Consider the following 19,104-nt stretch of genomic DNA (forward strand, 5'->3'; position numbering starts at 1 on the left):
TTCAGGCCGGGCTTTCGGTCCGGCCGCCGTCCACCGTCAGCACGGTGCCGTTGACGTAACCCGCCTCGGGTGAGGCCAGGAACGTTATGGCAGCGGCGACTTCCCCGGGCTCGGCCGCACGCCCGGCGGGGATGTCGGCGAGGTCCTGCGCGACCGCGGTGGCGACGTCGATGCCTGCGGCGTCGGCCCGGCTGCGCACGATCTCCATCCGGCGCGGGGTCAGGGTCGCGCCGACGGCGACGCAGTTGACGGTGACGCCTCGATCGGCGTACTCGCGGGCGGCGAGCTTCGCAGCCGACGTCATCGCCGACCGCAGCACCGTCGACGCGGCGAGCCCGGGCTGCGGCTGCCGCACCGCCGTCGAACCGACCACCACCACCCGGCCGAAACCGCGGGCGGCCATCACCGGCAACGCGGCCCGCATGAGGGCCAGCGGGCCCAGCACCAGCAGGTCGAGGTCGCGGTGCCACTGCTCGCCGGAGACGTCGAGCACGCGGCCCGGCGCCGGTCCGCCCGCGTTGGCGACGACGACGTCGACCGAGCCGTGCCGGTCGCGCACCTCGGTCACCAGTGCCGCAGCCGCGACCGGGTCGGCCAGATCGCAGACGACGTAGTCCGTCTCGCCGCCTAGCGCCGACGCGGTTTCGGCCAAGGTCGTTTTCGTCCGGCCGGCGAGCACCACGCGGTGGCCGCTCGCAAGCAGCGCGGCGGCCGTGGCCGAGCCGATGCCGCCCGCGCCGCCGCCGACGAGGGCGACGCGGGCCTGGTTCACGACGGACTGTTCACTCTCCATGATGTGTCCTACATTCGGTCCATGAGCGAGACCGGCCAAGGATGAGTCCCACTGCCCGGGACTCCCGATCTGACGAGGACGGCTCCGCGACCGGCGCGCTGGAGCGGGCCGCCGCCCTCCTGGACGCCTTCGACGCCACCCATCGCGAGCTGACCCTCGCGCGGCTGGTGGAACGCTCGGGCCTGCCGCGCTCGACCGTGCACCGCACCGCGGCGCGGATGATCGAGCTCGGCTGGCTCGACAAGCCGGGCGAGAAGTACCTGATCGGCAACCGCCTCTTCAAGCTGTCCGGCCTGGTCCCGGTGCGGCACGAGCTGCGCGAAGCGGTGCTGCCCTACCTGCAGGACCTGTACGCCGCGGCTCGGACCACCGTGCAGCTCGGCGTGCTCGACGGCGCTCAGGTGCTCGTCGTCGAGAAGATCACCGGGCACCGGCCGATGCCGATGCTCTCCCAGGTGGGCGGGCTGATTCCGGCGCACTGCTCGGGGCTCGGCCGCGCGATACTGGCCTGGTCGGACGAGGACACCGTCGAGGCGGTGGTGGCCGCCGGGCTCACCAAACGCACCCCCCGCACGATCACGAACCCCGAGGCGCTTCGCACCGAGCTCGCCACCGTCCACGAGCGCGGCTGGGCTTACGACCACGAAGAGGGGAACGCCGGCATGAGCTGCGTCGCGGCCCCGATCTTCGACTTCACCGGCAACGTGACCGCCGCGTTGTCGGTCACCGGCCCCAGCGGCGCCGTGGTGCCCGACCGGATCGGGCCCGCGGTGCGGATGGCGGCCGCGGCGGCGAGCCGGGCGTACGCGGCCCGGCGCTGGGCCGTACCCCGGCCACAACCCGGGCTGCCGTCCCAGTGACGCCGCTGTCCCAGTGCTCTGCCGTCCCACTGATTAGGACTCGCGCTTGGTGCCCCGGCCCCCGCTGACCGACGCTGTGGGCCACCGCGAGCCGGACCCACCCGGCGCCGGACCAGGAGGACCAGGCATGGATGTCGCGATCATCGGGGCCGGGCTCGCGGGGCTCACCACCGCCAAAGTGCTGCTGCAGGCGGGCCACGACGTCGAAGTCTTCGACCGGACGCCCGATCTGGGCGGGGTGTGGAGCCGGACCCGCCGCTACCCCGGCGTCACCACGCAGAGCCCCAAGGCGCAGTACTCGTTCTCCGACTTCCCGATGCCCGCGCACTTCCCGGAATGGCCCACCGGCGCCCAGATCCAGGATTACCTGGAGGCGTACGCCGCGGAATTCGGCGTCACCGCGCACCTGCGGCTCGGGACCACGGTCGAAGCCGCCGTGCCCGACGGTCCCCAGTGGACGGTGACGACCCGGGCCGCGGGTGAGGCGGTCACGAGGACGTTCGACCGGGTCGTCGTCGCCAACGGCGTGTTCTGCGAACCCGCGATCCCGGGCTATCCCGGCCACGCGGAGTTCGCGGGGGCCGGCGGGCGGCTGCTGGCCGGCAGCGACTTCCACGACGTCGAGGACGCCCGCGGGAAGCACGTTCTGGTGGTCGGCTACGGGAAATCGGCCTGCGACGTGACGGTCGCGCTCAGCGAGGTCGCGGCGGACACCACCGTCATCGCGCGGCAGCTGTTGTGGAAGGTGCCCCGCAGGATCGCCGGCTTCCTGAACTTCAAGATGCTGCTGCTGACGCGGATGGGCGAGGCGCTGTTCCGCTACCGGTGGCTGCGCGGTTTCGAGAAGTTCTTGCACGGCCCCGGAAACCGGCTGCGGCGGTCGATGCTGAACACCATCGGCACGGTGTCCGTGCGCCAGTTCCGGCTCGACCGCCACGGCCTGGTGCCGCGCGGCCGGATGGAGGACATCGTCAAGGGCGCGATCGGCCTGGCCACCGAAGGGTTCTTCGAGGGCGTGGCCGACGGCTCGATCCGCGTCCGCCGGGACATGACCATCAAGCGCCTGCTGGCCGACGGCGGCCGGCCGGGCGCCGAACTCGCCGACGGCACGGTGCTGCCCGCCGACCTGGTCGTCTGCGCGACCGGCTTCACCCAGGGCGTGCCGTTCCTCGACGACGCGGTGCAGCGGCGGCTGTTCGACGAGCGCGGGAACTTCATGCTCTACCGGCAGATCCAGCCGGTCGGAGTGCCGGGGCTCTACTTCAACGGTTACAACTCGTCGTTCTTCAGCCCGCTCAACGCCGAGATGGCGGCGTTGTGGATCGCCGCCGACCTCGCGGGCGCGCTCGCCCTGCCGGGCGCGGAGGCCCGCCGCGCCGACGTCGTCGGGCAGCTCGCCTTCCTGGACGAGGCGACCGGCGCGCACCACTGCCGCGGCACCAAGATCATCCCGTTCTCAATGCACAATGTGGACGAGGTGCTCGGCGACCTCGGCCTGCAGGTCAGCCGCCGCACCCGCGCGGCGCACTGGCTGAACCCCGTTTCCCCCGCGGCGTACCGCAAGCTGACGCCCACGCTGCTGACGCGGCTGGCGGACCGGAACGAGACCCCGAAACCGAGCAACGCGGCGCTCTGACCGCGTCCGAGGAGGATTCCCATGGACACCGCCCCCCAGACCGGACAGCAGGTCCTGCACCCCGGCGACGGCACGAACCTCGGCGCGATCGGGCTGGGCATCCACGCCCGCCTGACCGGCGCCGACACCAACGGCGCGTACTCCCTGTTCGAGTACGTCGTGCCGCCGGGCCTCGGCGGCCCGCCGACCCACGTCCACAGCCGGGAGGACGAGCTGTTCACCTGCGTCCAGGGCCGGGTCGAGGTCGAACTCGACGGCACCCGGCACGTCCTCGGCCCAGGCGATTCGCTGCTGATGCCCCGCGGGGTGCCGCACGTGTTCCGTAACCCGTTCGACGAGGAAACCCGCGTCATCGCGGTGGTTTCGCCGCCCGGGCTGGAGAACTACTACCGGGAGCTCAGCGAGCTGCCGCCCGGCCGGGACATGAAACTGGTGGCAGAAGTCATGACCCGCTACGGACTTTCGCTGCGGAAATGACGACCCCGGAGCGCGAACGCATGGTGCGCGCCATGTGCGCGGCCGTCGACGCCGGTGACGCCGAAGCCTTCGGCGCCTGGTTCGCCGACAACGCCACCTACACCTTCGGCAACGGCGAAACCCTGACCGGCCGCGACGCGATCGTCGCGGCCACGGCCGGCGCCGCCGGTGCCCTGCCCTGGGTCCACCACGTCGTCGACCAGATCGCGGACCCGGGCGGCGGCCAGCTGTTCTGCCGGTTCACCATCAAAACGTCGGCTTCCGACGGGACCGAGCTGGCTCTGCCGTGTGTCACGGTCATGTGGGTGGATGGGATGCGGGTGACCGATTATCGCGTCCACATGGACATCACGCCCGCGCTGGCTTAGCGGTGAGGAAGTGGGTCTGAATCTGGGCCGGGCGGCCGGAAATCGGCAGCTCGAAGTGGTTGACTGCCGTCACTTCGTCCGTGCCTTCGGCTCGCCAACCGGCCTTCTCGAAGAGAGCCAGCCACGCGTCGCGTGACAGGATCGTGTGCAGCGGCCCGGCACCGCCGAACATGAGATCGTCCACAGTGGAGACGACGAGGTCCGAATCGAATTCGGCGGGATGCACTTCAGCGGTGATGGCCAGGATACTCCCCGGCGCGGCGCGGCTGGAAAGCGCGGCGAAGAGCCGCTCGACGTCACCAGGTTCGAGGAACAGGGCCAGGTGTTCGGCGATGAACAGTGTCGGCCGATGAGCGTCGTGTCCGGCGCGGGCCAAGATCGCGGCGACATCGTCGCTTCCGAAGTCCACCGCGGCCAAGGTGAGGTGCGCGGTGTCAGCCGTTTCGAGTCGTCGAGCCTTGTCGGTGATGATGTCAGGCAGATCCAGGTCGAAGAAGGTCACGCCGGAATGCCGGAACCGCAGAGCACGGTCGTCGTAACCGGCACCGAGGTTGACGATCTGGGGAACTTCGGCCGCGATGGCGTCCAGTACGAGCTGGTCGAAGTACGGGGCCCGGGGCGCCAGTAATTCGAGCGACAGGGCGATATCACTGGGTTCGCCGCCCGGATCGATCGCTTGAAGTCCCTGTACGAGCGCACGCTGCGCGTCGGGGTCGCCTTCGGTGGTATGTGGTCGCGTGAATTCGGCGCGTCCGAGTGCGCACACTTCTCGAATCATGGTCAATAGCGGGTTTTCCGGTTGCACTGTGGCTTGTCTCCTTAGGACTGGGCGCGCTCGCCCGGATTCGGCAGATCAGCGGTGATTTTGTCGAGCAGTTTCTGGAGGGTGGCTCGCTCCGAACGGGTCAACGGCGCGAGGATCGATTCGTCCACGGCGATCATCGCGTCGTCACGCCCCGCGATGAGCTCGATGCCCGCGCCGGTGGCGAAAACGCGTTTGCTGCGTTCGTTGCCGTCTTCGGTGCGGCGTTCAACGAGATTCCGCGCTTCGAGCCCCCGCAGGACACCGGAGACATTCGCCGGAGTCGTGCGCGTCGCCTCCGCGATGTCGCGCTGGATGGCGCCGGGGTTGCCGGCGAGGTAGCTGAGCACAAACGCCTGCTGCAGGCTCAGCCCTCGATCGCGGATCCAGCCCTGCCCGGCCTGCACCTGGGCCCAGCCGATGACCTTGAGCTGGTCGAGCGGGCCGGCAGGGGTAGGTTTCGGCTGGTCCATGCCAAGACCTTAACTATTAACTCCTTAACAGTCAACCTCTTAACTTGGGAATGGACACACACCGTTCTTCCAGGGACAGCGGATGCCGACGCCGGTAGGAAATCAACTCGGCGATCGTCAGGGTGGGCAGGTCGTACCGAAGCCCAAGGGCGTTGATGCCGGGGCCGCGGAGCATCGACCCGTCGTCGTCGACCAGTTCGGCGATGGCCGCGACCGGCGGCAGACCGGCGAGCCGGCAGAGGTCGACCGCGGCTTCGGTGTGCCCGGGGCGCTCCAGCACCCCACCAGGTCGCGCGCGCAGCGGCAGGATGTGCCCGGGGCGAGCCAGGTCCGCAGCGGTGGTCGCCGGGTCCGCGAGCGTCCGCAATGTACGGGCGCGGTCGGCGGCGCTGATGCCGGTGGTCACGCCGGCCTTCGCGTCCACGGTCACCGTGTAGGCGGTGCCGCGCGGGTCCTCGTTCCGGTCCACCATGAGCGGGAGCCGCAGGTCGACGGCCCGGCGGGCGGTCGTCGGCGCGCACAGCAGGCCCGAGGTGCGCCGGATCGTCCACGCGACCCAGTCCGTCGTGACGGCGTGCGCGGCGAGCACCACGTCGCCCTCGTTTTCGCGATCATGCGCGTCGGCCACCAGCACTGGCCGCCCGTCGCGCAGGGCAACCAAGGCGGCGTTCACTCGATCCCGTGTCATGAATCGAGTATAAGCATGCTTACGCCCTATCTGCATGCTTAGTTTTCGGGACGACCCAACTCCCTCAACTCGTACTCGACCACAAGGGCGGCCTGCCGCAGTTGACGATCGGCGGCGACGATGTCCTCCCGGCCGAGGATCCCGTTGAGCGTGCCGCTGATCTTGAGCACTTCGCCGCCCATCTCGTCCAAAGCGTCCTGTCCGGCCTCGGTGACCTTGAGCGACAGCGCCCGCTCGCTCTCCGGATGCGAGCTGCGCTCCACAAAACCGCGGCTCTCCAGCTGCGTGACGATGCGGGTCATGGTCTGCGGCCGGGAGTAGCAGCGCCGGGCCAGCTGAGCGAGGGTGAGATGGGGCTGATTGGCCAGGATGCGCAGCGCCGTGTAGCTCGACAGCGTCATGTTCCACGGCCGCAGCCGCGTATTGCCGATCCTCGTGACCGCGCGTTCGAACCGGAACACCGCGTCGATCAGAGAGGACGCTTCGTCCATGTCCGTCGTCGCCCGCGACGGCGAACGGCCGTCGTCGAACGGGTCGACGTAGGGCAGCGAATCTGTCATCCGGGCAGCGTAGCGGCATCGCACCCGCAAGTGTCAGCATGCTTGCATTCGTATCCGAACGCTTATATAATCTCAGCATGCTTACATCTGACTCGGTGATCGACCCCCAGCGGTTCCGGTCGGTGCTGGGGCACTTCCCCAGCGGCGTCGCGGCGATCACCTCGCTCGACGCCCAAGGCAGGCCGGTGGGCATGGCCGTCTCGTCGTTCACCTCGGTGTCGCTCGACCCGCCACTGGTGGCGTTCCTGCCCGGCAAGACGTCCTCGACGTTCCCGGTCATCGCCACGCGCGGCACGTTCTGCGTCAACGTCCTCGCCGCCGGCCAGGAGCCGGTGTGCCGCGCGCTGGCCGTGCCCGGCGGCGACAAGTTCGCCGACGTGGGCTGGCAGCCGGGGCCGCACGGAGATCCCGTGCTCGACGGCGTCGTCGCCTGGATCGGCTGCACGATCGAGACCGTGCACGACGCGGGCGACCACCGGATCGTCGTCGGCCGGGTCGACGACCTGGCCACCGGCACCGCGGTGAAACCCCTGCTGTTCTTCCGCAGCCGGTACAGCCACTTCGCGGCCGCCTGAGCGGCACGCGGTTCGGCCATCTTCGCCGAGGTCACCGGCGACCAGCGCCCGCTCGCCCACCTGCTGATGGCCGCGGCCGTCGTCAGGGGTGGCCACGGCCACGGTGGCGTTCTCCCGCCAGCCCACGCCCGCCCGCCAGCCGGGCCCGCCAGCCGCACCCGCCCGCCACATTCGCCCGCCACATTCGCCCGCCACATTCGCCCGCCACATTCGCCCGCCAGCCTGACCCGCCCGCCACATTCGCCCGCCACATTCGCCCGCCAGCCGCACCCGCCCGCCACATTCGCCCGCCAGTCGCGCCCGCAAGCCCACGTTCTCCCCCACCATCACGCCACAACCCGCGGAGGCCGGTTCATGACCACCCTTTCCCTGTCCGAGGCCCGCGCGCTCGTCACGGCGGCGATGGCCGAGTCCGGGCACAGCGCCAGTGACGCCGAGCTCATCGCCGATCACCTGCTCGACTGCGAACTGCGCGGGCTGTCGTTCGGCGGCCTCGCCCGCGCACTGTCCATAGTGGAACGAATCCACGCCACTCCGGCGCCGGCCCGGCCGATCCGGGTAGTCGCCGAGACCGCGGTGTCCGCCACCCTCGACGGCGGCGACCAGGTCGGCTACATCGTCGGCATGCGCGCGCTCGACCTGGCGATGGAGAAGGCGCGCGCACAGGGAATGGCCGTCGTCGGTGCCCGCAACACCTGGTACACCGGCATGTTCTCCTACTACCTGGAGAAGGCCGCCGCGGCCGGGTTCGCCGGGATGATCGCCGGCAGCGGACCCGCGGTCGTGGCCCCGCACGGCGGCACCGAAGGCCGGTTCGGCACGAACCCGATCGCGTTCGGCTTCCCGGCGACGCCGGCCCCGGTCATCTGGGACATCGGCACGTCCGCCGTCATGTACGGCGAAGTGATGCTGAAGGCGCGGCTCGGCGAGAAGCTGGAACCAGGGCAGGCCTACGACGCCACGGGCGAACCGACGCTCGAACCGGCCGCGGCGCTCGAAGGCGCGTTCGGCGTGTGGGGCGGGCACAAGGGCTCGGGGCTGGCCATGGTCGTCCAGCTGCTCGGCATGATGAGCGGCGCGGCCGCCGCGCCGCCCGGGGTGTCGGACTGCGGCTTCTTCGTCCTGCTGGTCGACCCGGGCGCACTCACCGACACCGGCGACTACCACCACCGGGTCACCGCCTTCGCCGAGTCGATCCGGGCGACCCGGCCCGTCGACGGCGGCACCGCCGTCCGGGTGCCGTTCGACCGCTCCGCGGCCGGCCGCGAGGAGACGCTGCGGCGCGGCACGATCGGCGTGGCCGAAGCCGTGGTCACGGCCCTGCGCCGAATAGCGGGCCACGACTGAGAGAAACCCTTTCCCCGCAACGAATTCCACCCGTATCACCAAGGAGGAAACCATGGTCGAGTTCTTCACCGGGCTCCAGCCCCTCGAAGCGGACGAGACCGGCCCGGACCGGATGATCACCCGAATCCAGGAGCTGGACCGCTCCGAGGTGATCGACCGCGTCCTCGTCGGATACTCCTCCACCTGGCCGCACAACCACGCGACCGCGCCGTTCGCGCTCGCCCGGTCGGAGAAGTTCTCGCCCATCGTCGCGCACCGGCCCGGTGTCATGCCGCCGGTCGCCGCGGCTCGCTACTTCGCCACGCTCGACGTCCTGGCCCGCGGCCGGCTCGCCGTCAACGTGGTCGTCGGCGGGTCCGACAAGGACCTGCGCCGCGAGTCGGACGACCTGCCCAAGGCCGAGCGCTACCGGCGTGCGGTCGAGTACCTCGACGTCGTCCGCCGCACCTGGACCTCGACGGAATCGTTCGACCACCACGGCGAGTACTACACCGCCGAGGCCGTGAAGATCCAGACCAAGCCGGTGCAGGGCCAGGTGCCGATCTTCATGGGCGGCGAGAGCGACGACGCGGTGGACTTCGGCGCCCGCCACGCCGACCTGTACATGCTGTGGGGCGAGCCGTTCGCCGGCACGAAGGAGCGCATCGACCGGGTCGCCGCGGCCGCCGAGGGCTACGACCGGAAGATGCGGTTCTCGCTGAGCCTGCGCCTGTTCGTCGGCGACACCGACGACGAAGCCTGGGCCCAGGCCCGCGCCGTCGAGCGGCAGATCGCGGAGGCCTCCGGGAAGTTCCTGCACTCGTCGTCGACCGACACCTCAGTCGGCCGGGCCCGGGCGCTCGCACTGACCGACGAGGAGCTGCACGACGACTGCTTCTGGACCGGGCTGACGAAACTGCTGGGTGGTTTCGCCAACTCCCAGGCCCTCGTGGGCACCGAGGAGCGCATCCTGAACACACTGGGCACCTACCGCGACCTCGGCGTGGACACGTTCCTCGTGACCACCGGCGCCGAGGCGAGCTGGGACCCGGCGCTGGAAGGCTTCCTGGCCAGGGTGAAGAAGGAGCTGGCATGACCACGGCAGGCGACGCCGGGGATCCCGCGGACGACACGGTCGGCGGGCTGCTCGCCGCGCGGGCGCGGGCGCGTCCGGGCAAGACCGCGCTCGTCTTCGGCGACACCGAGCTGACCTACGGCGAACTCGACCAGGCGGTGACCGACGTCGCGCGCGGCCTGATCGCGGTCGGCGCCACCCCCGGCGACTCGGTCGGGATCTTCCTGCCCAACCGCGCCGAGTACCTGCCGGCCTGGTTCGGCGCCGCCCGCGCCGGCCTCGTCGAGGTCCCGGTCAACACCGCCTACAAAGGACAGTTCCTCGACCACGCGCTCCGCCGCGCCGACGTGCGGATCCTGGTCACCGAGGCGCCGCTGCTCGACCTCGTCGCGGACCTGGCCGAACCGCCGGAAACCCTGCACACCGTCGTGCTGCTCGACGAAGCCCGGCCCCGCCGTACTCCCCCCGGAGTCCGGGTGCTGAGCTGGCGCGAACTGCTCGACGCCGGCGATCCGGCGAGCGGGCTCCCCCCGGTCGGCCCGGCCGATCCGGTGGCCATCATGCTCACCTCCGGCACCACCGGACGCAGCAAGGGCGTGGTGTACCCGAACCGGATGCAGGTGGTCGCCGCGCGGGAGTGCGCGGCGCAGATGGGCACCACGCCCGACGAACGGCTCTACACCTGCCTGCCGCTGTTCCACGGCGCCGCGCAGGTCAACCTCTGCCTGCACGCCCTCTCCGCCGGGGCGACCCTGGTGCTCGGCCGCCGGTTCAGCGCGAGCCGGTTCTGGAACGAGGTCCGCACGCACCGGGTCACCCAGTTCAACGCGCTCGGTTCGATCCTGCCCATGCTGCTGGCCCAGCCGCCGTCCGCCCGGGACCGCGATCACCAGGCGCGCAAGGCGTTCGCCGCGCCCGCGCCACCACAGGTGCTGCACCCGTTCGAGGAACGCTTCGGCGTACACCTCGTCGAGGGCTACGGGCTGACGGAGATCAAGAACGTCCTGTACAACCCGCTCGACGCGCGTAAGGTCGGCTCGATCGGCCTGCCCACCGAATCCTCCATCGTGGCGGTTCACGACGAGGCGGGCCGGCGCACCGGGCCGGGGCAGGCCGGGGAGATCGTGTACCGGCCACGCCTGCCGCACGTCATGTTCTCCGGCTACCACCGAGATCCGGAAGCGACGCTCGCGACGATCCAGGACCTGTGGTGGCACACCGGGGATCTGGGCTACACCGACGAAGACGGCTACTTCTATTTCCTCGACCGCAAGAAGGACGCGCTGCGCCGCCGCGGCGAGAACATCTCCTCCCACGAGGTCGAGTCGGTCCTGCTGGCCTACCCCGGCGTGACCGCGGCGGCCGCGATCGGCACGCCCTCGGACCTCGGCGAAGACGAGGTGCTCGCCGTCGTACAGCTGGAATCCGGGCAGCGGCTGGACTTCGCCAAGCTGTTCGCGCACTGCGACGCGTCCATGCCGCACTTCATGGTTCCCCGCTACTACCGCGTCGTCGACCAGCTACCCGTCACGCCGACCGGCAAGGTGGGCAAGGCCGACCTTCGCGGCCAGGGCCGGGGCGACGCCTGGGACGCGCACGCCGCCGGGCTCACCCCGACCCGTCACGTCTGAAGGAAACCGCGCCTGCCGGAAACACCGTCTGAAGGAACCAGTGCCTGAAGGAAACGCCATGCCCCCAGAAGTACGCATCCGCGAGATCGCGCCCCGCCTGGCCTTCCAGGACCATCTCGTCCCGGCCGAGGTGAAGATCGAGCTCTGCCGACGGCTCCTCGACGCCGGGATCCGCGCCTTCGAGCTGTCTTCCTTCGTCCGGCCCGACCTGATCCCGGGCCTCGCCGACGCCGAGGCGGTGTTCGCGAACGTGCCGCGCGTTCCCGGGCTCAGCCTCGGCTGCTGCGTCGGCAACACCCGCGGGCTCGCCCGCGCCGTCGACGCGGGTGCCGGCACCGCGGCGTTCCTGCTGTCCGCCGACGAAGAGTTCGCCCGCGCCAACATCGGCCGGTCCACAGAGGACTCATTGGCGGAGCTGGAACGCATGGCCGCGTTCGCCGCGGACCGCGACATCGTGCTCAGCACCTACGTCATCTTCGCGTGGGGCGGCCCCACCGGTCCCGGACGCGGCGCCGAACACCTCGAACCGCTGGCCCGGCGGCTCATCGAGATCGGCGTGGATCACTGGATCCTCGCCGACTCCGCCGGGTACGCCGCACCGCCCCAGATCCGCGAGCTCGTCACCGCGGCGCTCGCACACGTGCCCGCCGAGAACCTCACCGTCCAGATCCACGACGACCGCGGCCTGGGGCTGGCCGCCCTGCTGCCGCTGCTCGACCTCGGCGTCCGCCACTTCGACACCGCCCTCGCGGGCAGCGGCGGCCATCCCGCGATCCCCGGCCACCGGGGCGGCGGCCTCTGCACCGAGGACGCCGTGCAGCTGCTCGAACTGTCCGGTGTGGACACCGGCGTCGACCTGCCGCGGCTGATCGAGGCCGCGAACTGGCTGGCCACCGAGATCGGTGTGCCCGGCAAGGGATTCGTCCGGCACACCGGTGCCGTGCCCGGCCTCGGTCAAGCCGTGCCGCCCCTCGACTTCTCTTGGTGAAGACCACCATCCCGACTAGGAGGACCAGTGACGAAACCAGCGTTGCCCCGCGTTCCGACGGTGATCGTGGCCGGCACCGGACTGGCCGGGCTCTCCGCGGCGATCTCCGCGCGCGAGGCCGGGGCGAACGTGCTGCTCCTGGAGAAAGGCGGCCGCGAAGACGTCGGTGGCAACGCCGCGTTTTCCGGCGGGCTGTTCCTGTTCTGCTACGACGGGCCGGACGACCTGACGTCGATCACCCAGGACTTCGAGCCGGGCATGCGGGCCGACCGGATCGAGGCGCCGCCCTTCACCAGCGCCGCCTACGCGGCCGAGCTGATGGCGATGAGCAGCGATCAAGCCGACCGTCGACTGATCGACGCGCTCGCGGAACGCTCGCTGGACACTGTCCGGTGGCTCACGACGAAAGGGGTGCGATTCACGTTCAACCGCACCCTGGGCGCGGCAGTGCACGACGACGTTCTGCGGGTGCCGCCCGGTCAGGTCCTGACCAGTTCGGGTGAGGGGATGTCGCGCGGATTCGAGGTGATCAAGCCCCTGCTTCGGCACGCCGAGGCCATCGGCGTCGAGAGCCGCTGGTACACCCCGCTGGTGGACGTGGTCCGCGACAACGGCCAGGTCACCGGCGTCACGGCCGGCGACACCGGCGAGTTCTTGGCGGCCGACGCCGTGGTGATCGCCAGCGGCGGTTTCCAGGCCAGTCGTGAGCTCCGCCGCCGGTTTCTGGGGCAGGAATGGGAAACGGTCCGGCTGCGCGGATCCCGGCTGTCCACCGGCGACGGCATCTCGGCCGCGCTCCGGGCCGGGGCGGGCAAAGCCGGGACCTGGTCGAAAGCCCACTCGGCCGCGGTCGACCCGACCATGCCCTCACCCCAGCGCAGCGAGGCGTCCCCGCCGTACCCGTTGCACGGCTTCTGGCTCGGCGTGCTCGTCAACCGCGACGGCGAGCGGTTCGTGGACGAGGGCCCCGGCCCGTGGGTCAAGAACTATTCGAGGATGGGCAAGGCGATCAGGCCCCAGCCCGGCCACGAGGCGTTCGAGATCTTCGATCAGCGCACCGCCGCGCGCGTGGCCGACGAGTTCGCCGGAGCGGCTGTGCCGGTCACCGCGCCCACCATTCCCGAACTCGCCGAGCGGCTCGGGCTGCCCGCCGACCGGCTCGCGCACACCATCGAGACGTACAACCGCGCCTGCCAGCCTGACGACGGCATCGCCGAAGACCGTGGCACAGCGGGCATCGACCCGCCCAAGTCGCACTGGGCCGCGCCGCTGGACCAGCCGCCGTTCGTCGCCTACCACGCGGTCGCCGGGCTCACCTTCAGCTTCGGCGGCGTGCGGATCGACCCCGACGGCCGAGCGCTCGATCCTGACGGGACAGTGGTGCCCGGCCTGTACGCGGCGGGCGAAGCCACCGGCGGATTGTTCTACGGCGACTACCCCGGGGGTGCCGCCCTCATGCGGGCCGCCGTGTTCGGCCGGGCGGCCGGGCGAACCGCCGTGGCCGAAGCAATGGTGTCGGATCAGTGAATCCCGGCCGATCGGCACCGTCCGAATCGGACAGTTCCGGCCGGGCACCGGGAGGACGGGTGGCGAAGCGCGGTCAACAATCCGGACAGGGCCGGGGCGCGGTCGAGACCTCCGCCAGCACGTCGGCGATGTGCTCACTCATGACGTGTCCGCCTCGACGGTGGCCGGGGTAGCGTTTTACGATAAGGATGCTTACACTAGGTTCGCATGCTTACTACATCAACGGCCCCGGGACTCCAGACACTCAAGCCGCTCCGGAAAGGACCTTCGCGATGCTGTACGAACTCACCAAGCTCGCGCTCAAGCTCTACACCGTGCCGAAAGCCCTCTCCGCCCTGGAGTCCTACACCACGACCGGCACCGCGCACGGCCGGCTGCTCGGCTGCTGGGAGACCGAGCACGGCGTCATCGTCGGCCGGCTGCTCCTGCTCCGGGAGTTCGACGACGCCGGCGCGCTCGCCGACGAACGGCAGCGCGTCCTGACCAGCTCCGACCCCTTCGGCATCGGCGAGCACCTCGAGTCCTTCGAGGTCGAAAGCTACGCGCAGTTTCCGTTCCTGCCGCCGATCCGTCCCGGCCGGTTCGGCGACGTCTACGAGTTCCGCACCTACCGGCTCAAGGTCGGCGGGCTCGTGCCGACGATGGCGGGCTGGGAGGCCGCGGTGCCGGAGCGCACCAAGCTCTTTCCGCTCACCACCGCGATGTACGGCCTGGACGGCGCGCCCCGGATCACCCACATCTGGCCCTTCCCCAGCCTCGATGAACGGCTGGCGATCCGGCGGACGTCCTACGAGCGCGGGATCTGGCCACCCGTCAACGGCCCGGAGAACATCGCGCACGCGACCTCCACCATCGCCTTCCCCGTCGGCTTCTCCCCGCTGTCCTGAAACTGTCCTGAAAACCGGCGCACCGGCCGAGCGGGGACCCCTCCCGGGCCCGGGTCGATAGACTGCGTCGCATGACGGAGCTGGTAGGGCCTCCGGCCCCGGCCGGGCGGACGCCCAGGCGCCGGCGCTGGCCGTGGCTGATGCTGGCCGTGGTGGTGCTGGCCGGGGCGGGCGTCACCGTTTTCCTGCTGTCCCGTCCGGCGGCGAGGCCAACTGATCCCCATGGCATCGCGGAGGCCGTTGTCGCGGCGATGACCCAGTCGCCGAGCGCCGAGCTGCGCAGTTACCAATGCCCGCCGGGACCGTCCGATCCGCCGGCGGGCGACCCGGTCTACGACGCGGGCTCCTACACCCTCGGTGACGAGCTCCACCTGTCCGCCGACATCGAGATCGCGAAGGTGCTGAACCCGAACGACCCGGACGTGCGCTATTCGCTGTACCTGGTCAACTACCACGGCGGCTGGTGCCTCGGCACTCTCGCCAGGTGCAGCCGCACCAAGGACGGCAGCTACCTCGTCACGGGCGGCCCGTTCTGCCACGAGGCGTATCCGGAGATCCCGGCCTACTGACGGAATCCTGCTTCACGGGAGAGCCCGGGTCAGCCAGACCACTTCACCCTTGCCAGCTTCCGCCCGGTCGCGATCGCCGCGTCGAGCACCGCGCGCGCCGGACCAAGCCGGAACAACTCGTAAGCAATCTCCGGCCCTCAATGGTCACCCGGCCGATGATCAGCCCGCACTATCCGATGAAGGCACCCTCGACGCAGCGGCCATCGGCGGGTATGAGGTCACGTCTGCCAACCTACGAGACCACCAGGTGTGCGAAAACCACGGTGTTGTCCCGGTATTGCCGGGTGTTCCGGTCGAAGCTGCCGCCGCAGGTGATCAGCCGCAAGGACGGTTGCGGGGTGTAGCCGTAGACGGTCTGCTGGGGGAAGCCGGATTTCGGGTACGCCTTCACCGCGTCGATGGCGAACGTGGTCACTGTGTGGTCGGCGCGGACGACCCGCACCTGCTCTCCGGGCTTCAGGCCACCGAGGTCGAAGAACACCGACGGTCCGTTCCGGGCGGAGTCGATGTGCCCGAGGATCACCGATGGCCCGACCTCGCCGGGGGCCGGCGAGCCGCGGAACCAGGCGGGCTGGTCGTACTGCGACCCCTCTTGGGGAACCTGCACGGTGCCGTCCGGGTTCAAGCCCACCTCGTTGACCACGGACGACACCCCGATCGCCGGGATCGAGATGGACACCGGCGGGGACGCGGGCAGGCCAGGCGTCGCCGTGAGACCCGGGCTCTGGGGCGGCGGGCCGACGACGGGTACCGCCTGGGCCGGCTCCGGTGCGCTCTGCTGATCAGTGAGCGCGTAACCGATCGCGGATGCCCCGGCCAACGCGAGGACAGCGGCGAACACGATCGCCATCCGGCGCCACCCGGGTGGCTTTCCGTTGGTGGGCTTTGACATCACAACACCCGATCCGGCCGAAGTGGACGGTCCCGCGGGCCGGCAGTGAAGGCCGGCCCGCGAGATCAGAAGAACGCGGGACCAGAAGAACTCAGTGGCGGTCGGTGGCGCGAGCCGCCCCGCGCCGCCGGATCACGACGAACCCCGTCGCCGCCGCGAGCAGCACTGCCGCCGCGCCGCCGGTGAGCAGGCCGGTGTGCTCCAGGCCGGCCGTGCTGCCACCGCCGGTGTCGACCCCACCTGCGGGCATCTGCTTCATATGCCCCGGCAGCGCGACCACGATCGTCGCGATACCGATGGTGATGCCGCCCTTCAGCGCGTCGGTCTTGAACGCGCCGTTCAACGCCTGGGCCGCACCGTCGGACAGCTTGACCGTGGTGCCGGTCAAGGTCGCGGTGCCGGCCGCCGCGTCCGTGGTAATCGGCTTGAGCGTCGAGCCGTCCAGGTCGAACAGCACCGTGCTCGGCGCGACGACCTGGCCGCCCGCCTGCACACGCCCGCTCAGCGTGGCCGGTTTGCCCGGGTCGACGACGAAGTTGTCCAGCTCCACCTCCGTGTCACCCTTGGTCAGCTTCAGCCCGCTCCCCTGGTGCTCGATGCTGCCCTGGACGTACGGGTCCTCCTCGCCCGGCTGGTAAACGGTCACGTGGCCGCCGGTGATCGGGAACGACGCGACGCCGTCCTTCACGCTCGCGGTACCCGAAGGAGACGGCGCGACGCCCAGCGACTGCAACGCACTCACGAACCCCGAGTCCAGCGCCACCGACGTGGACTCGCCGGTCAGAGCGGGAATCGACGCCACCGGGGTGGCCGCCGAAGCGGTCACCAGGCCGTTGCCCCATCCGCCCAGGGTCAGCGCCGCGGCACCGGCCAGCACCAGTGCGGCACCTCGTCGTGTCTTGTTCATCCTCAGCTCCTCGACTCGCTTGATCCGGCGAGGTCTGGGCCGAGATGTCAGTGCTTATTCGTCGCCGGCGCGGGTTTGGCTTGGTGGAGCGGCACAATCCCGCAGCCGGGCCGCGAGCGACCGCCGGGGAGCGCGCCGCCCGGTCGGCGGCGGTGTCAGCAGGGACCCGGCCCAGCGGTCGGCCCAGCCGGACGGCAGCCGCGGTGCCGGAGCGTCGACCGGCCGGCTCACTGTTTGTTCACGGCCGGCCCGCTCGCGAGCGGTCGGCCGAAAACCGGATATCGCCATAAGTGCTCTCCCCGTTCGAGGCGAGACCACCGGGTTCTGGAGCGGCTCAGGACGTGCCCGCACTGTCACGCGGATATTCACGGCAAACGCCGGTCCGGCCGGGTGGGCAGCCCGGCACAGGGTGATTCGCAGCCCTCCGGACGCCGGATTGGGTGCTCCACCGCAGTACGTGCCAACCGGGAAACGGAGTGCGAGCGAGGTAGGGTGAGGTGGATACCGCCGGGGCGCCCAGAGCCTGCTCTCAGACGTGCATCGTCCAGCACCAGGCCGCCCCGTGCGCCGCGCTCGTGTTCCGTTCGGTCGGGACCGGGAGTGGCCGGCAACCATCACGAGCCGATCGTGATACCGAATCGGCCCTACGCACCCGGAACGCCCGGCTGGTTCATCGACCGGGCGGAATGGGTACTTCACCCACAGGTTGGAAAACAGCCACGCCCGGGACCCCGGCGGACGCAGGACCGACCAGTCCGAAACTGTCCACTGAGGATTCATCATGACTACGTCCCGAACGGCTTCAGCCGGCCCCAGCGGCGGGACCGCCGGCCTTTCCCCACCTCACTCAGCACTGGACGTGGCCGGTTTCCCCGACCTTCAGCGGATCGTGGCCGGCGCCGGCCTGCTGGGCCGGCGTCGTGGTTATTACGGCGTGAAGGTCGGTTTGACGCTGCTGGCCTTCGCCGGCGGGTGCGCCGCCTTCGTGCTGCTGGGCGACAGCTGGTGGCAACTGTTCACGGCCGCGTTCTTCGCGGTGATGTCCACCCAGCTCGCCTTCGTCGGCCACGACGCCGGCCACCGGCAGATCTTCCGCACCCGGCAGGCCAACAACGCCGTCGGCTACGCGCACGCCGGGCTCGTCGGCATCAGCTTCGGCTGGTGGATCGACAAGCACAACCGGCACCACACCAGCCCGAACCACGAGCAGGACGATCCCGACCTCGACATCCCCATGCTGGCGTTCACCACCACGCAGTCCCGCGACCGGAAATGGTTCGTCCGGTTCACCGCCCGGTACCAGGCGTTCCTGTTCTTCCCGCTGCTGCTGCTCGAAGGGCTCAACCTGCACTGGGCCAGCGCCACGGCGGTCTGGCGCGGCACCGTCAAGGCCCGCCGGCTGGAGGCGGCGCTGTTGCTGCTGCACACGGCCGGGTACCTGACCGCGGTGTTCCTCGTCCTGTCGCCGCCGGTGGCGGTGCTGTTCATCGCCGTGCACCAGGGGCTGTGGGGCGTGTACATGGGCTGTTCCTTCGCCCCCGGGCACAAGGGCATGCCCACCTACACCGACGGCACCGCGCCGGACTTCCTGCGCCGGCAGGTGCTCAGCAGCCGCAACGTCCGCGGTGGCCCGATGGTCGACTTCGCCCTCGGCGGCCTGAACTACCAGGTGGAACACCACCTGTTCCCGAGCATGCCCCGGGCCAACCTGCGGGCCGCCCAGCGCCTGGTCCGGCAGTTCTGCAGCCAGCACGGCATCGAGTACACCCAGTGCGGCCTCCTGCGGTCCTACGGCCACGTCCTGCAGCACCTGCACCGCGTCGGCGCGCCCCTGCGCGTCCGGACCGCGAGGGGTGACCTCACGTGAACCAGGCCCGGCGGCTTCCCGGTCCCGTGGCGGACAGCTGGGAATGGCAGCTGCGAGGGGCCTGCCGCGGCTGCCCGGTACTGGCCCAGTGCCGGGCGCACGCCCTGACCGCGCAGGAACTGTACGGCGTGTGGGGCGGCTTGTCCGAGACCGATCGCCGCGCCTCCAGCCTGTCGGCCGGGTACTGACATGCCACCCGCGCG

Annotated in this window: 21 protein-coding genes; 14 read left to right on the forward strand and 7 right to left on the reverse strand. The window is 70.6% G+C overall.

What is annotated here, in order from left to right; genetic code table 11:
* Position 1: 1 nt before the first annotated feature.
* Complete coding sequence (locus OG943_RS25430) at positions 2–793, reverse strand: SDR family oxidoreductase (RefSeq protein ID WP_328603426.1); 792 nt, start codon at positions 791–793, stop codon at positions 2–4.
* 41 nt (positions 794–834) lie between these two features.
* On the opposite strand from OG943_RS25430, the gene OG943_RS25435 reads away from it, so the two are divergent.
* The 4 genes from OG943_RS25435 (at position 835) to OG943_RS25450 (ending at position 4,134) form a co-directional block, all read left to right on the forward strand.
* A complete protein-coding gene (locus tag OG943_RS25435) occupies positions 835–1,653 on the forward strand; it encodes an IclR family transcriptional regulator (RefSeq protein ID WP_328603427.1) in 819 nt (272 codons plus the stop codon).
* Between the two features lie 127 nt (positions 1,654–1,780).
* Positions 1,781–3,289, forward strand: coding sequence for a flavin-containing monooxygenase (locus tag OG943_RS25440; RefSeq protein WP_328603428.1), 1,509 nt, complete (start codon positions 1,781–1,783; stop codon positions 3,287–3,289).
* A 21-nt stretch (positions 3,290–3,310) separates the two neighbouring features.
* A complete protein-coding gene (locus tag OG943_RS25445) occupies positions 3,311–3,766 on the forward strand; it encodes a cupin domain-containing protein (RefSeq protein WP_328603429.1) in 456 nt (151 codons plus the stop codon).
* On the forward strand, positions 3,763–4,134 hold the full coding sequence (locus tag OG943_RS25450) for a nuclear transport factor 2 family protein (protein WP_328603430.1): 372 nt from the start codon (positions 3,763–3,765) through the stop codon (positions 4,132–4,134). The genes OG943_RS25445 and OG943_RS25450 overlap by 4 nt, the downstream gene beginning before the upstream one ends.
* On the opposite strand, the gene OG943_RS25455 is transcribed toward OG943_RS25450, so the two are convergent.
* The 4 genes from OG943_RS25455 to OG943_RS25470 are packed head-to-tail and all read right to left on the reverse strand — an operon-like array spanning position 4,115 to position 6,657.
* Positions 4,115–4,939: a class I SAM-dependent methyltransferase gene (locus OG943_RS25455; RefSeq protein WP_328603431.1), complete on the reverse strand. Its 825-nt coding sequence runs from the start codon at positions 4,937–4,939 to the stop codon at positions 4,115–4,117. The two genes, OG943_RS25450 and OG943_RS25455, sit on opposite strands and share 20 nt — an antisense overlap.
* 14 nt (positions 4,940–4,953) lie before the next feature.
* A complete protein-coding gene (locus OG943_RS25460) occupies positions 4,954–5,409 on the reverse strand; it encodes a MarR family winged helix-turn-helix transcriptional regulator (protein ID WP_328603432.1) in 456 nt (151 codons plus the stop codon).
* A 31-nt stretch (positions 5,410–5,440) separates the two neighbouring features.
* On the reverse strand, positions 5,441–6,097 hold the full coding sequence (ribB, locus tag OG943_RS25465; protein WP_328603433.1) for a 3,4-dihydroxy-2-butanone-4-phosphate synthase: 657 nt from the start codon (positions 6,095–6,097) through the stop codon (positions 5,441–5,443).
* Positions 6,098–6,135: 38 nt separating this feature from the next.
* Positions 6,136–6,657, reverse strand: a complete 522-nt coding sequence (locus tag OG943_RS25470; protein ID WP_328603434.1) for a MarR family winged helix-turn-helix transcriptional regulator — start codon at positions 6,655–6,657, stop codon at positions 6,136–6,138.
* 77 nt (positions 6,658–6,734) lie between these two features.
* Between OG943_RS25470 and OG943_RS25475 the strand changes: the two genes are divergently transcribed.
* From OG943_RS25475 to OG943_RS25510, 8 genes are all read left to right on the forward strand, one after another.
* Positions 6,735–7,232, forward strand: a complete 498-nt coding sequence (locus tag OG943_RS25475) for a flavin reductase family protein (RefSeq protein ID WP_328603435.1) — start codon at positions 6,735–6,737, stop codon at positions 7,230–7,232.
* Positions 7,233–7,586: 354 nt separating this feature from the next.
* Complete coding sequence (locus OG943_RS25480; RefSeq protein ID WP_328603436.1) at positions 7,587–8,579, forward strand: Ldh family oxidoreductase; 993 nt, start codon at positions 7,587–7,589, stop codon at positions 8,577–8,579.
* Between the two features lie 52 nt (positions 8,580–8,631).
* A complete protein-coding gene (locus tag OG943_RS25485) occupies positions 8,632–9,654 on the forward strand; it encodes an LLM class flavin-dependent oxidoreductase (protein WP_328603437.1) in 1,023 nt (340 codons plus the stop codon).
* A complete protein-coding gene (locus tag OG943_RS25490) occupies positions 9,651–11,264 on the forward strand; it encodes an AMP-binding protein (protein ID WP_328603438.1) in 1,614 nt (537 codons plus the stop codon). Before OG943_RS25485 ends, OG943_RS25490 begins: the two co-directional genes overlap by 4 nt.
* Before the next feature lie 58 nt (positions 11,265–11,322).
* Entirely contained in the window at positions 11,323–12,252 is a 930-nt protein-coding gene (locus tag OG943_RS25495; RefSeq protein WP_328603439.1) for a pyruvate carboxyltransferase, read from the forward strand.
* A gap of 27 nt (positions 12,253–12,279) precedes the next feature.
* On the forward strand, positions 12,280–13,779 hold the full coding sequence (gene tcuA, locus OG943_RS25500) for an FAD-dependent tricarballylate dehydrogenase TcuA (RefSeq protein WP_328603440.1): 1,500 nt from the start codon (positions 12,280–12,282) through the stop codon (positions 13,777–13,779).
* Positions 13,780–14,051: 272 nt separating this feature from the next.
* On the forward strand, positions 14,052–14,666 hold the full coding sequence (locus tag OG943_RS25505) for an NIPSNAP family protein (RefSeq protein WP_328603441.1): 615 nt from the start codon (positions 14,052–14,054) through the stop codon (positions 14,664–14,666).
* A gap of 71 nt (positions 14,667–14,737) precedes the next feature.
* Positions 14,738–15,235 (forward strand): hypothetical protein, encoded by a 498-nt coding sequence (locus tag OG943_RS25510; protein ID WP_328603442.1) that lies wholly within the window; start codon positions 14,738–14,740, stop codon positions 15,233–15,235.
* A 232-nt stretch (positions 15,236–15,467) separates the two neighbouring features.
* On the opposite strand, the gene OG943_RS25515 is transcribed toward OG943_RS25510, so the two are convergent.
* Positions 15,468–16,085 carry a class F sortase gene (locus OG943_RS25515; RefSeq protein ID WP_328603443.1) on the reverse strand — a complete coding sequence of 206 codons (618 nt, stop codon included), beginning with the start codon at positions 16,083–16,085 and terminating at the stop codon, positions 15,468–15,470.
* A 133-nt stretch (positions 16,086–16,218) separates the two neighbouring features.
* Complete coding sequence (locus OG943_RS25520; protein WP_328603444.1) at positions 16,219–17,034, reverse strand: hypothetical protein; 816 nt, start codon at positions 17,032–17,034, stop codon at positions 16,219–16,221.
* A 781-nt stretch (positions 17,035–17,815) separates the two neighbouring features.
* On the opposite strand from OG943_RS25520, the gene OG943_RS25525 reads away from it, so the two are divergent.
* Complete coding sequence (locus OG943_RS25525; protein WP_328603445.1) at positions 17,816–18,901, forward strand: fatty acid desaturase family protein; 1,086 nt, start codon at positions 17,816–17,818, stop codon at positions 18,899–18,901.
* Entirely contained in the window at positions 18,898–19,089 is a 192-nt protein-coding gene (locus OG943_RS25530) for a WhiB family transcriptional regulator (protein ID WP_328603446.1), read from the forward strand. The genes OG943_RS25525 and OG943_RS25530 overlap by 4 nt, the downstream gene beginning before the upstream one ends.
* Positions 19,090–19,104 lie beyond the last annotated feature (15 nt).

Source organism: Amycolatopsis sp. NBC_00345 (assembly GCF_036116635.1).
Taxonomy (GTDB): Bacteria; Actinomycetota; Actinomycetes; order Mycobacteriales; family Pseudonocardiaceae; genus Amycolatopsis.